Origin of the sequence: Puia sp. (genome assembly GCF_035546395.1) — a bacterium.
Classification (GTDB): domain Bacteria; phylum Bacteroidota; class Bacteroidia; order Chitinophagales; family Chitinophagaceae; genus Puia.
On record NZ_DASZXR010000006.1, the window covers coordinates 174,945 to 191,036 of the forward strand.

10 protein-coding genes are annotated in these 16,092 nt (G+C 56.0%); 3 read left to right on the top strand and 7 right to left on the bottom strand.

What is annotated here, in order from left to right; translation table 11 throughout:
- The first annotated feature begins 4 nt into the window (after positions 1-4).
- On the top strand, positions 5-886 hold the full coding sequence (locus VHE34_RS07150; RefSeq protein ID WP_325586149.1) for a CvfB family protein: 882 nt from the start codon (positions 5-7) through the stop codon (positions 884-886).
- A gap of 4 nt (positions 887-890) precedes the next feature.
- On the opposite strand, the gene VHE34_RS07155 is transcribed toward VHE34_RS07150, so the two are convergent.
- The 3 genes from VHE34_RS07155 to VHE34_RS07165 all read right to left on the bottom strand — a co-directional run bounded on the left by VHE34_RS07155 (position 891) and on the right by VHE34_RS07165 (position 5,885).
- Positions 891-1,907, bottom strand: a complete 1,017-nt coding sequence (locus VHE34_RS07155; RefSeq protein WP_325586151.1) for a prenyltransferase/squalene oxidase repeat-containing protein — start codon at positions 1,905-1,907, stop codon at positions 891-893.
- Positions 1,908-1,948: 41 nt separating this feature from the next.
- A complete protein-coding gene (locus tag VHE34_RS07160; protein WP_325586153.1) occupies positions 1,949-2,935 on the bottom strand; it encodes an ankyrin repeat domain-containing protein in 987 nt (328 codons plus the stop codon).
- Positions 2,936-3,008: 73 nt separating this feature from the next.
- Complete coding sequence (locus tag VHE34_RS07165) at positions 3,009-5,885, bottom strand: SNF2-related protein (RefSeq protein WP_325586155.1); 2,877 nt, start codon at positions 5,883-5,885, stop codon at positions 3,009-3,011.
- Positions 5,886-6,003: 118 nt separating this feature from the next.
- Here VHE34_RS07165 and acpP point away from each other — a divergent pair, with 118 nt between their 5' ends.
- On the top strand, positions 6,004-6,264 hold the full coding sequence (gene acpP, locus VHE34_RS07170; protein ID WP_325586157.1) for an acyl carrier protein: 261 nt from the start codon (positions 6,004-6,006) through the stop codon (positions 6,262-6,264).
- Between the two features lie 105 nt (positions 6,265-6,369).
- Here acpP and VHE34_RS07175 read toward each other — a convergent pair whose 3' ends face one another.
- The 3 genes from VHE34_RS07175 to VHE34_RS07185 are packed head-to-tail and all read right to left on the bottom strand — an operon-like array spanning position 6,370 to position 10,923.
- Positions 6,370-8,061: a sodium/sugar symporter gene (locus VHE34_RS07175; RefSeq protein ID WP_325586159.1), complete on the bottom strand. Its 1,692-nt coding sequence runs from the start codon at positions 8,059-8,061 to the stop codon at positions 6,370-6,372.
- 51 nt (positions 8,062-8,112) lie between these two features.
- The gene (gene xylA / locus VHE34_RS07180) at positions 8,113-9,420 is read right to left on the bottom strand and encodes a xylose isomerase (protein WP_325586161.1); all 1,308 of its coding nucleotides are present in this window, start codon (positions 9,418-9,420) and stop codon (positions 8,113-8,115) included.
- An 18-nt stretch (positions 9,421-9,438) separates the two neighbouring features.
- Positions 9,439-10,923, bottom strand: a complete 1,485-nt coding sequence (locus VHE34_RS07185; RefSeq protein ID WP_325586163.1) for a xylulokinase — start codon at positions 10,921-10,923, stop codon at positions 9,439-9,441.
- Positions 10,924-11,086: 163 nt separating this feature from the next.
- On the opposite strand from VHE34_RS07185, the gene VHE34_RS07190 reads away from it, so the two are divergent.
- Positions 11,087-12,118, top strand: coding sequence for a LacI family DNA-binding transcriptional regulator (locus VHE34_RS07190; protein WP_325586165.1), 1,032 nt, complete (start codon positions 11,087-11,089; stop codon positions 12,116-12,118).
- 54 nt (positions 12,119-12,172) lie between these two features.
- Here VHE34_RS07190 and VHE34_RS07195 read toward each other — a convergent pair whose 3' ends face one another.
- Complete coding sequence (locus VHE34_RS07195) at positions 12,173-15,862, bottom strand: two-component regulator propeller domain-containing protein (RefSeq protein ID WP_325586167.1); 3,690 nt, start codon at positions 15,860-15,862, stop codon at positions 12,173-12,175.
- Positions 15,863-16,092 lie beyond the last annotated feature (230 nt).

The following is a 16,092-nucleotide window of genomic DNA, read 5'->3' on the forward strand; positions in this document are numbered from 1 at the left end:
AGCCATGAAGCTACAAAATCTTACCTTTGCGGCCATGATCCGCATCGGCGAATACAACAAGCTAAAAGTAAAAAAGGAACTGGCCTTTGGCCTCATTCTCGATGATGGCAAGGAAGGAATCCTGCTGCCAAAACGATTCGTACCCCGCGGCGCCAAACCCGGTGACGAACTGAACGTCTTCATCTATCATGACGGCGAAGACCGCCCCATCGCCACCACCCAAAAGCCCAAAGGCGTACTCGGCGACATCGTCATGCTCCGCGTCGTCAGCCTCACCCCACAAGGCGCTTTCCTGGACTGGGGCCTGATGAAAGATCTGTTCGTGCCCAAATCGAAACAGCTCACCGGCATGCGCCTCGGCGGCGACTATCTGGTTAAAATATACCTCGACGAACAGACGGGCCGCCTCGCCGCCACCGAAAAGATCGAAGCCTTCCTCAACAACCTAAACGTTACCCTGAAGGAAAAAGACCTCGTCAATCTCACCGTCCTTCGCCGCACCGATATCGGCTACCTCGTCATCATCAATAACCGCCATACCGGCGTCCTCCACTCCGACGAGATCTTCCGCGACATAAAACCCGGCGACCGCTTCCCCGGGTTCATCAAGAACATCGTCGGCCCCGACCGCTCCGCCTCCGGCACCACCGAGATCGACGTCGTCGCCGGCCGCCCCGGCTATGAAAAGACGGACGATGCCGCCGAGAAGATCATCCGCCTCCTCAAAGAGAATAAAGGCCACCTCCCCTACCACGACAAATCCGCGCCCGAAGCCATCTACTCCTTCTTTGGCATGAGCAAAAAGACATTCAAAATGACCACCGGTCGCCTCTATAAAGAAAAGAAGATCCTTATCACCGACGCCGGCATCGAGCTGGCCCAATAACTCCCTACCGCCCCGCAACTCCCGGCTTCGCCGCCAACACCAACGCCATCACCGCCCAGTTGGTCCCCGCAGCCGAAATAAACTGGTTGTCCCCATGCGGGAACCCACTCGAAACAAATGGCACCGATGGGATCGTCCGCGATTTCACCTCCCACGACCCATCCTCCAACTGCGTTCTCAATAAAAAAGCCACACCTCGCTGATACGCCGGCGCTTCCACCGCCAACTGCCCCGACTGATCCAGAGCGAACAAACTCTGACCCGTCGCATAAGAATCGCTCTCCAGCGAATCCAGCTGCGCCCAACCGCCATCCGCCCGCTGCCGTGCCAGCAAGCCCTTTGCCATGGACGCCATCTGCTCCGGCCGCCAACCTGCCCAGCTCAAACCCAACAACTGAAAAACCCGCTCCTCATTCGTCCGCGCAACACTATGCGCCAGCCAGTCCGCAGCCCGCTGCGTCCTCCGGGCAACCTCATCAGGCCATTGCGCCGCGGCATAGATTCGCATCGCCCGTACCGCCATGGCCGTAGCCGAAACAGGATAATATTCCAACGGCGGCCGCAACCCGGGCGGGATCCAGTTGCCCGTAGCTCCCTGTCGCTCCATCATATCGCGCACGCACAGCAAAAGCTGCTTATTAATGGGATAGTGATTGACAGATAACCCCCAGATATCATAACCGCCCCCGATCACCAACGCCTGCGGGTCCGTAGCCTCGGCCCAGGTGAACCGAAAACCGTTCAGATCATTCTTTACACTGTCTATCGCCTCCTGCAAAGCGGCCAAATTGACGGCAAATCCCTTCTCCTTCGCCATCCCGAAAACGATCAACCCCATTCCCTGTCCATGACAGGAATGACACCCTCCGGCATTCTCCAGGAAAATATGGCTGCTCTTCGCCAGCAGGGGAAGGCTCTTCCCGACGGCCGCCCGGATCTCCTCCTGCCCGACAGGCAGCATCATACCATGCCACGCCACACCGCAAAGCACGATCGCTCCACCCACCATCCATTTTTTCATATATAGTAGCATTTAGTTCTGTCGATCCCAATCGCCCACCACTATTTCGCCCCTGCCTTTACCAACACCGCAACGGTTGCCGTATTCCCCTTCTTCCTCGCCCACATCAGGGCCGTACTCCCATCCTTGGCCTTCATATTTACCCTCGCCCCCCTATCCAGCAAGGCCCGCACAAATTCCGGCCGGTCATGCTCGTTATACACCACCCACATCAGCGGCGTCATCCCGTCGTTGTCGGCATGGTTCACATCCCGCGTCCTGTCCAGCACGGCCTGAAAAAGCTCCGGATCGTCGATCATCGCGGCCGTCAACCCGCTCCAGCCTGACCGGGAGATCACATTCACATCCGCCCCGCTGTCCAAAAGCAATCGGAAAGCGTCCTTGTTCTCATTGATCAGCGCGAGATACAACGCGGTCATCCCCTGCGCCTCCTGCGCATCGATCTTCAAACCCCTTCCCAGCAACAAACCGACGCTCCGCGCGTTCCCAAAACAGGCTGCCCGCATCAGCACCGTCTCTTTCTTCTTATTCACCGCATGTACGTCCGCGCCGTTGTCCAGCAACAGCTTCATCGCATCGTAGGTATCCACTCCTACGGCGGCAACCAACAGCGGAGTATTTCCACTTCGCCCCACCACATTCACATCCGCCTTGTACCGGATTAACAACCGCATCTTGGCCGTGTCATGCGCACACCACATCAGCGGCGTCTGACCGCCTCTATTTCGCCCATTGACATCAGCGCCCCGGCTGAGCAACAACTCCATGCACTCCGGCGACGAATACAAAGCCGCATAGAACAACGCATTGTCTCCATCCGAATCCTCGGCCGCGGGACTCACCCCCTTGTCCAGCAAGCTCCGCACAGCCGCAACATCATTTCGCTGAATAGCCGAAAGAATAGCATCCGGCCCCTGCGACCGAGCCATAAACCCCGATAAAAGGAATAGAAATACACAAATCCCCGGTCGAATGAAGGGGAAAGGACAAAAACCCCGTCGCAGCAGGGACCCGGAAATAAAGGTCATAGATTGGGAATTAAGGAGATTACTCTAAAAGTAGCCCTTTTCCCCCCACCTCCAATACCCCGTAGGTAGTATTTTAACTGAATAAATACGCCACATCCTCCCCCGTCAATTGCTTCACAAACCCCGCCTCATCCGCCACCAGGTCCGCCGCCAGGCTCCGCTTCTTCTCCTGCAGCTGCAATATCTTCTCCTCCACCGTATCCTTACAGATCATCCGGTACGCAAACACCTTCTTCACCTGCCCGATCCGGTGACTCCGGTCAATCGCCTGCTGTTCTGCCGCGGGATTCCACCACGGATCCACCAGGTACACATAATCCGCCGCCGTCAACGTCAATCCAACCCCACCCGCCTTCAAGCTGATAAGGAACACCCGCGCAGACCCTTCCTCCTGGAACGCTTCAACCGACCGCCGCCGCTCCTCCGCCGCCACACTCCCATCCAGGTACAGGTAGTCAATGCCCACCGCATCCAGTGACTCCCGGATCAACCCCAGCATGGACGTAAATTGAGAAAACACCAAACACTTATGGTTCCCCGTATTTTCAGTAACCTCCCGAACCAGCTCCTCCAACTTCACACTCACATTGGGAAATGGCTCCGACAATAAAGCCGGGCTATCACAAATTTGCCGCAGCTTCGTCAACCCCTCCAAAATATAAATACTGCTCTTCCCCACCCCCTCGGAAGCGATCCTTTCCAAAAGACTTTCCCTATAGTGATCTTTATGACTGTCATAGATCTTCCTCTGCTCGTCCCCCATCTGGCACCAGAGGATCATCTCCGTCTTATCCGGCAGATCCCTCGCCACCTGCTCCTTCGTACGGCGCAGGATAAATGGATAAATAAGCTTCCTCAGCCGCAACGCCGCCTCCTTGTCCCCATTCCGGTCGATCGGCCCCGCAAACTCCGCCCGGAAAAAATCCGCCCCACCCAGCATCCCCGGGTTCAGAAAATCCATCTGCGCATACAGGTCGAACGTATTATTCTGCACCGGCGTCCCGCTCAACGCAATCCGGTTCCGCGCATGAAGCTGCTGAATAGCCTTGCGCACCTGCGAAGCAGGATTCTTGATAGCCTGGCTCTCATCCAGTATCACATACCCGAACCGGTAGGCAGAAAAATGATCGATATCGTTCCGCACCATCCCATAACTGGTAATGATCACATGCGCCTGCCGGAACCTGTCTTCATCCAATTCCCGGTCCGCCCCATAATGCAGATAGTAATCCAACCCCGGCACGAATTTTCGCAGCTCCCCCTCCCAGTTGTACAACAACGAGGTCGGGCACACCACCAAATGCGTCTCCGTAGGATACCGCTCTACCACATGCTGCAAAAAGCTCAGCGTCTGCAAGGTCTTTCCAAGCCCCATATCATCCGCCAGGCAGCCACCCCAACCCATCTCATCCAACAGGCACATCCATTGAAAACCCGCCACCTGGTAATCCCGCAGCGAAGCCCGCACCGCCGCCGGCACCGGCCATTCTTTCCCCTTATCCAGCGAGGCCCAGCGCCGCTTCTTCTCCTCCAGCTCTACCCGCAAGGCCTCGTCCGCCGTACCGCCCGCCTCAGCCAGGACGGTCCAATGCAACGCCGGCAACCTGATCCCGCCCGAATGCACCTGCCCCATCCGCAGCAACAGCGAATATTTTTCAAGCCACTCCCTCGGCAGCAGCCCCAGGCTTCCATCGGAAAGTAAAATAAACTCCTGCTTACCCAGGATCGCCTTGCGCAACTCCGCCAGCGGCACCACAAGATCGCCATAGCTCACGCGAATCGTCAGATCGAACCAGTCGATCCCCTTCCCCGCGACCATCTCAAACGACGGCACATTCGTATTGTATTTGAACTTCCGCAGCTGGTTCATCCCCAGCACCGGGATATCCATCTCCTGCATCAGCTGGTAAAATCGCAGGAACCAGCTCTTCTCCAACGCCTCCTTAAAGTTCAGATAGTAGTACCCGTTACTCTGTCCCTCGAATTTCGAGTGCAAGCCCCGCAAAGCAGCCGTAAGCCGCCCCTCCTCCTCCTTCTTCCTGGCCACAATCACCACCCGGTCCTCCCGCTCCACCCGCGTCTCCAGCTCCTCATCGTCATCCAGCTCCTCGCTCCCATAAAGCCATTTCGGCCGGATCATGAGAAAGTTCTCGTTCAGCTCGCTCACATACACCCGCCCCTGCGGCGCCTCATCGACTCGTTCAAACCGGATCACCGCATCCATATTCACCGGGTACCGCTCGGCCAACGGCCGCACCACCTCCGCCATAAACCTCGGCAGGCCCTCTTCACGCACCTCCAGGTCGCCCGCCCGGTACCGGTCCAGCACCCGCAGGTCCTCCTTCTTCAACAGGAAGAACTCATTCCCGCTTCGCAGGAAACAGGCCCAGGAATGAAAATCATCCACCGGGAATAACCCGTTATCTATCTTCACAAGAACCCGCAAATACACTTTCCCCTCCCGCCTCTCAAGCACAAAGTGCAGCCCCGGGCTCGCCGCGCTGATCGCTGCCGGTCTCACCGCCGTTGAATGATAGGCCTCCGTCGGCGGCAGATAGAAAAGATATTTTATCGCCGGCGTCAACGGCTTCAGCTCCTGCAGCACATCCTCCATCCACCGCCGCAAAATCGGCAAATGCCGCTCGTCCAATTGCTCGAACGGCTTATCCGCATCCCGCAGCCAGCCAAATCCACCCCTCACCAGCTGCTCCACAAGCACCTCGTCCGAAGCGCGGCGCAAAACCGCCCCAACGGGTCCCGGAAGAGTCTGCAAATAAGATTTATAATGGTTCCCCCCCAGTGGGATCCGCTGATAGCTCCGCCCCTCCTTTTTCTCCAGCACCAGCAACAATTCCAGCGCGATCCCGCCCCTTTTTTCCTGGTTGAAATTCAGCAGGAGTCCCGTGACGGGAGTACCTGCTAAAATGATGGTTTTCTTTGTTGTACTCAACTTTGTTAATAAATTGCAAAGGCTTAAAAGCCCATAAGTTATATCCAAAAACGCCGCCGCAAAAATAAAATAATATTACCTTTGTAGACGCTTGCCATTAAATGTAAAATGGAATGTTATGAATGCAACTGTCAGCAAGCACGATAAGATCGCGGCAAAAATAAAGACAATAATTCATGAAAAATTGGGCGTGGAAGAAAGCGCCCTCGTCGACACAGCCGCGTTCTCCTCCGATCTCGGCCTCGACTCCCTCGATGTATTGGAAACCTTCATGGCCCTGGAAAAAGAATTCTCAATAAAAATAGGCGACGAAGACGCCGAAAAGCTCACCACCGTCGGCTCCGTCATCGACTACATCACCCAACACGCCCGTAGATGAAGGTCCTTCTCCGCATATTGAAAGCTATCTTCATCCGTAAGAAGGACTGTTGTAAATAAATTTCATCCCCATCACTTTGCCCCAGGCAGTGAATAGTTGAGGCGTCTACCAGTACACCGTATATAAAGTGATCAGCAACCCCACGATCACCAGCGCCCCGATCGCAAAGCTCCGGCTCACCCGGAACATACTCGTGTCCACTTCCAGCCCCTTCTTCTCGACCCCACGCCGGTTCTCAAAAAAGTTGATCAGCGCCATCCCCAGGAAGCAGAACACGAACACAAACCCCATCCGGTCGATAAAGGGGATCTCGAAGGCCCCCTTGTTTTCCGGGTTGGCCTGGTAAAATCCATAGGGCGTCAGCCAGTCCAGGTTCACCCACCTCGGCAGGAACTTCAGGATCACCGACAGCACAAATCCACCGATCGTCGCAAACAACGCCGCATTGGACGTCGTCCGTTTCCAGAAGAACCCGAGGAGAAACATCGCCAGGATACCCGGGGAGAAAAAGCCGGTATACTCCTGGATATACGTAAACCCTTGCTTGCCCTCACCCATCAGCTGCTCCCCGATCACCAGCGACAGCAACACCGCCAGCAGCATCGAAACGATCACGGTGATCTTCCCCGTCCTCACAAGATGACGCTCGTCGGCATCCTTGCTGATCGCCTTCTTATAGATATCCAGTGTAAAAATAGTCGCGATACTGTTGGCCTTGCCCGCCAGCGAAGCCACAATGGCCGCCGTCAACGCGGCAAAAGCCAGCCCCTTGAAACCGGCCGGCAGCAGGGTCATCAGGTTGGGATAGGCCTTGTTCACATCCACCGCTCCCGACGAGCTCAGCATCTCCGTGTGAAACATCCCATGCTGATAAAGGACATACGCCCCGATCCCCGGCAATACCACGATCACCGGCATCAGTAGCTTCAGGAACGCGGCAAAAAGGATACCGCTGCGGGCCGTTGGCAGGTCCGCGCCAAGCGCCCGCTGCGTGATGTATTGGTTACAGCCCCAGTAATTCAGGTTGACGATCCACATCCCCCCGATCAGCACCGAAAGCCCCGGAAGGCTCACATAGTTCGGCGAATCCTTGTGGAAGATCATATGGAAGTGATCGCTCGCCTGTGAGGTCATGATCTTGAACCCCGCCACAAGCCCCGTCTCCCCGGATTGCTTCGCCAGCAGGTGCAGCGCAATATAGGTCGCGACAAGCCCGCCAAGGATCAGGAAGAACACCTGGATTACGTCCGTATAGCCGATCACCTTCATCCCGCCAAGCGTGATCACCACGGCAAAAACCGCCAGTAAAATAATACAGACCACGATATTGACGCCCGAAATGCTGCTCACCGCCAGGGCGCCAAGGTAAAGAATGGACATCAGGTTGACCACAATGTACAGCGCCAGCCAGAAGATCGCCATGATCATCGCCACCGTATCGTTATAGCGCCGCGAAAGGAATTGCGGCATCGTATAGATCTTATTCTTCAGATACACCGGGATAAAAAAGATCGCCACGATCAGCAGCGTCGCCGCAGCCATCCATTCGTACGTCGAAATGGCCAGCCCCAGCTTAAAGCCCGATCCGCTCATCCCGATCATCTGCTCCGCCGAAATATTGGACGCTATCAGCGAAGCCCCGATCGCCCACCAGGTCAGCGCCCCCTCTGCCAGGAAATAATCCTTCGAGTTGGTTTGCGCCGTCTTCTTCCGGTTATAGATCCAAAACCCATAGCAAGCAACGATCACGAAATAAAAGAGGAAAACGATGTAGTCCTGGCTTTGTAGCATCTTCATATAGCAAACTGTATTACAAAGCTCCCCGCTGTCGCGGGGAGCCAATGAACTCTAAATATAGCGATTTATAAGATTCTCCAGATATTCCTGCCGCCCGCTAATGGTTTTCGGCTCTCCCTTGGCGACAGCATAATTCCTCAATTCCTCCAAGCTCACCTTCCCCTTCTCATACGCCGCCCCTTCTCCGCCGTCAAACGAAGCATACCGCTCCGCCCGGACCCGGAAATAATCCGATTCCCGCAGAATAGTGTCCGCCACCAGCAAAGCCCTTGCAAAACAATCGATCCCCCCGATATGCGCATAGAAAAGGTCCTGGGGATCCGTAGAGTTCCGCCGCCGCTTGGCGTCGAAATTGATCCCCCCACCCTGGAAGCCGCCACCCTCCAGGATGATCAGCATCGCCTCAACGAGTTCATTGATATTATTCGGGAACTGGTCCGTATCCCAGCCGTTCTGGTAATCCCCGCGGTTGGCATCCATCGAACCCAGCATCCCGGCATCCACCGCCACCTGCAGCTCGTGTGTAAAAGTATGCCCCGCCAGCGTCGCATGGTTCACCTCGATATTCAATTTGAAATCCTTCAACAGGTCGTACTGCCGCAGGAAACCTATCACCGTCGCCGAGTCATAGTCGTACTGGTGCTTGGTCGGCTCACAGGGCTTCGGCTCGATAAAGAAAGTGCCCTTGAAACCCTGCTTCCGCGCATAGTCCCTCGCCACATGCAGGAAACGCGCAAGATGTTCCTGCTCCCGCTTCATATTGGTATTGAGCAGGCTCATATAACCCTCGCGGCCACCCCAGAAGACATAGTTCTCACCGCCCAGCGCGATCGTCGCATCCAGCGCCGCTTTCACCTGCGCACCCGCATGGGCCAGCACATGAAAATCGGGATTGGTGGCCGCGCCATTCATATACCGGCGGTTCGAGAACAGGTTCGCCGTACCCCACAGCAGCTTCACCCCGCTGGCAGCCTGTTTCTCTTTAGCATAGTCGACAAGCGCCTGGAGCCGCTTCTCATTATCGGCCACATCATTCGTATAGTCGACCACATCGACGTCATGGAAACAATAAAAAGGCATCCCCAACTTCGTAATGAACTCGAAAGCCGCATCCATCTTGTCCTTCGCCCTGCCGATCGCATCGCTCTTCTCGTTCCAGGGATAAATATGCGTCGGTTCCCCAAATGGATCAGCCCCGTTCCCGACAAAGGAATGCCAATACGCCACCGCAAAACGCAGATGATCCTTCATCGGCTTCCCCGCAACCACCTTCTCCGCATCATAATATCGATAAGCAAGCGGATTATCCGTCTTCGGCCCCTCGTACTTCACAGGCCCGATTCCTTTAAAAAATTCCATACAATTATTATTTATTATTTAAGGTAAATATCGCTTCCATTCGTTGTAAAACCCGTCATACACCCCGGCATTCGCCGGCTCGATCAATTCCACCGGACGCAAACCCGCAAACGCTTCCCGCCCGTCCCGATATACCCCCGCACCGATCCCCGCACCAATCGCCGCCCCCACACTTCCGTCGCTCTCATACAATTCCACCGGCACATTCGTGGAATTGACAAAAGCATCCACAAACACAGGACTCTTGAACATATTCGCCCGCCCCGCCCGGATCACCCCCGGATTCATCCCATTCTCCCGCATAATATCCAGTCCATACCGGAAAGCAAAAGCGATCCCTTCCTGTCCCGCCCTGTAAAGATGCGCCGCACCATGTACATTCAGATCCAGACCCCGCACCTGCGCACCCAATATTTTATTATAGAAGATACGCTCCGCCCCATTCCCAAAAGGCAACACACTCAATCCCGCCGATCCGGGCAAAACCCGCGAAGCCGCCGCATTCAGCTCTTCATAGGTCGCCCCGCGGCTATCGCCGGAACCCCCACGAATAAGATCCCGCACCCAACGGTTCATGATACCCGTCCCGTTAATGCAAAGCAGCACGCCTACCCGACGCAACGAAGTCAAATAATTCACATGCGCAAAGCTATTCACCCTCGACCCCGGATCATACGTCAGCGCGTCGCTCACCCCATAGATCACCCCCGAAGTACCGGCCGTAGCCGCCACCTCACCAGGTTCGAGAACATTTAAAGACAAAGCGTTATTGGGTTGGTCGCCGGCCTTATAAGTGACAGGAATCCCCTTCTTCAGTCCTAAGGCCGCAGCCACTTCCGCGCGCACGCCGCCGTGCGCCGAGAACAACGGCCGCACCACAGGGATCAATGCCCGGTCGAAACCAAAGAAGGTAAAAACATCCTCCGACAATTCATTCGAAGCAAAATCCCAGAAGATACCCTCCGATAAAGCCGGGATCGAGGTCGTCGCCTCCCCCGTCAGCCGCAACGCAATAAAATCCCCGGGCAGCAACACCCGATCGATGCGTTCGTATAGCGACGGTTCATTTTCTTTCACCCACGCCAGCTTCGCCGCCGTGAAATTTCCCGGCGAATTCAAAAGCCGCTCCAGGCACCGCTTCTCGCCGATGCCCGCAAAAGCCCGGTCCCCATAAGGCACAGCCCGGCTGTCACACCAGATGATGCTGTCCCGCAGCACCCGCTGATCCTTGTCCACCAATACAAGCCCATGCATCTGGTAGGCGATGCCGATCGCCGCAATATCCTGCGGATCGTATGCCCCCGAACCATTCACCCGCCGGATCGCCTCCTGCACATACTGCCACCAGCCCTCAGGCGACTGCTCGGCCCATCCCGGCTCCCGGACGACAATAACAGCCTCCTCGTCCGGATATTGCGCCGAAGCAAGCACCCGGTGCGTATCCGCATCCGTCACAGAAACTTTAATGGAAGAAGTACCAAGGTCAATGCCTAATAACAACATGGCGCAATCATTTAAACCCACCACCACACCTGAAAATGGGATTGGGCGGGTAAATATACCCCTGTTTTCCAATAAATGTAACCGATTGCATAATTTTTTTTAAAATCCTTAATTTTAAGCACTTATTTTTAGTCCCCCGGGGGCCACCCCCTGCCAGCTACTTATGACCGGAAAAAAGGATATCACCATTTACGACATCGCCAGAGTCCTCGGCCTTTCTCCAGCCACGGTCAGCCGCGGTCTGAAAGACCATCCCGCTATAAACATAAAGACGCGTAAGCGCATCATGGACACCGCCCGCGAGATGGGCTATCGCTCCAACAGCTTCGCCTCCAACCTCCGGATGCAGAAGACGAACACCATCGGCATCATTGTACATGAGCTCAAAAGCCAGTTCATCAGCTCCGTTCTCGCCGGCATCGAGAAAGTCACTACGGAAGCAGGCTACGATCTCATCATCGGCCACTCCTCCGAAACCTACCGCAAGGAAGCCGCCAACGCTCACAACCTGTTTCATAAACGCGTCGACGGCCTCATCGCCTCCCTCGCCTTCGACACAAAGGACATGGATCATTTCGACCCCTTCGTAAAAAAAGGCATCCCGATCGTTTTCTTCGATCGCGTCGAAGATTTCCCCTATGGCACCCGCGTCATCATCGATAACACACGCGCCGGCTACGAAGCCACCGCCCATCTCGCCGCACAAGGCTGCCGCCGCATCGCCCATATCACCGCCAACCTGGCCCGTAACGTATACGCCGGCCGCCTCAAAGGCTATCAGCAAGCCCTGGCCGACTACAACCTCCCCTTCGACCCCGATCTCGTCCTCGTCAACGACCTCAGCGAGTCCGCCGCCATCCGCACCGCAAAACAGGTCACCGCCATGAACAACCGCCCCGACGGCGTCTTCGCCACCAACGACTTCTTCGCCGCCGTTTTCCTGCAAAGCCTCAAAGAAGAAGGAATAAAAATACCCGAAGACATCGCCATCGTCGGTTTCAACAATGACGCCATCTCCAGGGTCATGCAGCCAAAGCTGTCAACGATCAACTATCCCGGCGAAGAAATGGGCGAACAAGCCGCCCGCAGCCTCCTCGACCAGCTCGCCGGCCTCACCTCCGCCCGCACCACCGACACGATCATTATCCGCAGCGAACTCATCATCCGCGAATCATCCCTCCACCGTAAAGTTTAAGCAAAAACAAGCCCCGCCCAAACGAAGCCTGTCGCCAACAAGCCCTGCCACAAACTACACAACCCTCCGCGCCCTCGGCTGCGCCCACTTCCGCAACAACCGCATCAACTCATCCAACCGCACCGGCTTGCTGATATAATCATCCATCCCCGCGTCCATACAATCCTCCCGGTCCCCCCGCATCGCATTGGCCGTCAACGCAACGATCACCGGCTGCACACCCTTCCGCAACCGTATCCGCCGCGTCGCCTCCAGTCCATCCATCTCCGGCATCTGCACATCCATCAGGATCATATCATACTCCTTCCCCCGCAACGCCTCCACCGCCAGCACCCCATTCTCCACACAGTCGGCATCATAACCCAGGTTACCCAATATCTGCCGGATCAGCTGCTGATTGATGATATTGTCTTCCGCCACCAGGATCCGCAACGGGTAGTTCTCCGCAAAGTCGGTCGACATCCGCTCCTGGCCACCCACTTCCTCCTTCTCAGGCAAAGTCCCGGCATCACCCCGCCGGCTCCGGATCGTAAAACTGAACACCGTACCCTGTCCCGGCCGGCTCTTCACCGATATCTGCCCCCCCATCAGCAACACAAGCTTTTCGGTAATGGCCAGCCCCAGTCCCGTTCCACCATATTTCCGGGTCGTAGAGGAATCCACCTGCGAAAAAGACTTGAACAACATCCCGATCTTCTCCTCGGGAATGCCGATCCCCGTATCCTTCACCTCGAAACACAGCCGCATATCTCCGGATTCATCCCCCGCCGGCAAATGCACCCGTAGCGAGATCTCTCCCTGATGCGTAAATTTCACGGCGTTGCTCACAAGGTTCATCAGCACCTGCCGCAGCCGCAACGCATCCCCGACCACAAACGGCGGTACCTCGGGACCGATATGATATCGCAGTCGCAAGTCCGACTTGGAGGCCTTCTCGTAAAAAAGGTCCAGCACCCCCTCGATACATTGCCGCAATTCGAAGCTTCGCTGCTCTATCTCCATCTTCCCGCTATCGATCTTCGAATAGTCGAGGATATCATTGATAACATTCAACAGGCTCTCGCCGCAATTCAGGATGGTCGTATTATACTCCCGCTGCTGCGGCGTCAGCGAGGTCTGCGCCAGCAGCGAAGCCATGCCGATAACGCCGTTCATCGGGGTACGTATCTCATGGCTCATGGTGGCCAGGAAAATGCTCTTCGCCTTATTGGCCTGCTCGGCCTCCTCTCTCGCCTTCGTCTCTTCGAGGGTAAGGCTCGTCAGCCGCTCCGTCCGCTCTTGCACCTGCCGCTCCAGCTCCCGCGTCAGGGAGTTCATGGTATTGATCCGCAAGCGGTAGAACACAAAGATCGTCCCGATGATGATCAACACCAGCAACAGCCGGAACGACCAGGTCATATACCAGGCCGGCGTGATCTGCACCTGCAGGCTGAGCACCTTGTCCGACCATTCCCCGTTATTGTTCAGCCCCTTTACCTTGAAGGTATAGGTGGCCGGATCGAGATTCGTATACGTCGCGCTCCGCTCGCCCCCGACATAGTTCCAGTTCTTATCGAACCCATCAAGCATATAGGCATATTGCTTCTTGTCCGCGCTCGTATAATTCAACGAAGCGAAGAAGAAGCTGAACACACTGCTCTTGTAAGGCAGCACGATCTGCTGCGCTTCCGTAATGGCCGTTCTCAACGGCCCACCCTTTCCGCCGATCGGCACCTCCCGGTTGAACACCTGGAAATTGGTCAAGACCAACGGTGGATCGAATGACGCCGTCTCGACATGCCGCGGATCGATGACATTAAAACCGTTGATACCCCCGAAATAAAGCAGCCCCTCGCGGCTCTGGCAATAGGCCTGCTCCTTGAACTCGTTCGCCTGCAAACCGTCCGACACGCCGAAATTCTGTATCCGGTGATGGTTCCGGTCCCAGCGGCAGATGCCCTTGTTCGTGCTGATCCAGAGCACGCCACTCGACTCCTCGATCACGCCAAAGGTCACATCGTCGGGCAACCCGTCCTTCGTCGTATAGGTGGTCCATCGATTCGCATTCACCTCGTACCGGCACAACCCTTCCGTCGTGCTGATCCACAATGCGCCGTCCCTGCCTTCCACGACGTTGTTGATATAGTCGCTGCAGATGCTGTTTCCATCGGTCGAATGCCGGTAATGGCCAAAGGTTCCCGTCAACGGATCGAGCAGATCGAGGCCGCCCCCATCCGTACCGATCCACAGACGCCCCTTACTGTCCTCCATCACCGAATGCACCATGTCGTTGGACAGGCTCCGCGGATCATCATCCTTATGACGGTATCGGATAAAGCCTCCATGCGCGGGATCATACAGGTCAAGCCCGCCTTCATAGGTGCCCACCCAGACCCGATGCTGCCGGTCCTCGCAAATGTCCCAGATATTGTTGCTGCTAAGACTGTTGGCCCGGTCCGGATCGGCCCTGAAGTTTGTATATCGGCCGGTCTTGCGATTGTAAATGGTCAACCCATCCGCCCAGCTGCCAAACCAGAGGTTCCCCCTGTCATCTTCCATCACATCCAGGATATGATCTCCGCACACACTCTGCGGATTGACCGGATCATGCCGAAAATGCGTGAACCGGTCCGTCTTCCGGTCATAAAGATCCACCCCGCCCCCGTCCGTCCCGATCCATAGATTGCTCCGCGAATCTTCGAAAATGCGCAGGATATGATTGTCGCTAAGACTGTAAGGAGAGGAATTATGCCGGTACAACGCAAACCGCCGCGTATCCGAATTGACAAAATCCACACCCCCCGAGAAGGACCCCATCCACATATTGTTCTTCGAATCGCGATAGATGCCGTAAAGCGAATTGGTCCCGATGCTCGAGGCGTCCACATCATCATGCAGGAAATGATGCAACACGCCCGCAGTGTCGAGGATGATCAGCCCGTCATTCTCCGTCCCTACCCAGAGATCGCCGTCCCCATCCTCATTCAGCGAATTGATCATATTATGCGTGATCCCGGCGCCGGCATCGCCGCGTCGGGCATCCTTCCGGTAATGCACAAACACATTCGCCTCCCGGTCATACCGCTCGAGCCCCGTATAGGTCCCCACCCATAGCCGGTGACGGCTGTCCTCGAAAAGGGAAGAGACGGAGTTATTGCCGATCGCTCCCGGGTTCTTCGCGTCATATACATGATGCTCGAAAGCGCCCGTACCCCGGTCAAACGCATCAAGCCCGCCTCCGACGGTCCCCACCCAAAGCCGGTGGTTCTGATCCTCGCAAAGGGTCTTGACACAGTTATTGGCCAGGCTCGCCGCATCCCCACTGCGGTGAACATAATGGACGCAACGCCCCGTCGAGTCGATGCTATTCAACCCTCCATCCTCGGTACCTACCCAGATCGTCCCGCAGCTGTCCCGGATAAGACAAAGCACCAGGTTGCTCGAAAGACTCGCAGGATTGCCCGGATCATGTCGGAAATGGGTAAAAGTGTTGGTCTTCCGGTCATACCGGTCCACCCCGCCGCCCCAGGTGCCGATCCAGAGGTATCCCCTGCCATCCTCGGCAATGGCGTTCACGACGTTATTGGCGAGGCTCTTGTCGTCGCCTGCCTTGTTCTTGTATACGGTAAAGGAATACCCATCATACCGGTCCAGCCCCTCCCGCGTCCCAAACCACATAAACCCACGGCTGTCCTGCAACGCGCATAGCACGTTGCTGTGCGAAAGCCCCCTGGTAGTCCCCAGATGCTCAAAAGAAAGATGCATATTTTGAGGAAATGCAAAGACCGGAAGGAGCAAGCACAAAAGGCACCAGGATTTAAGGGTCGACCACAACATAATTTGATAAAAAACCGGGTTCCGTACTGAACGAAACCCGGGTCTAATTTATTGTAATCGTTCCTTATATGTTAATACGCAGCGCGGATGGCCCAAACCCATCCCTGGCGGATCAAGGGTCCGCCGGCCGAAGGCCCATCATTAGCCAAATCGCGCCC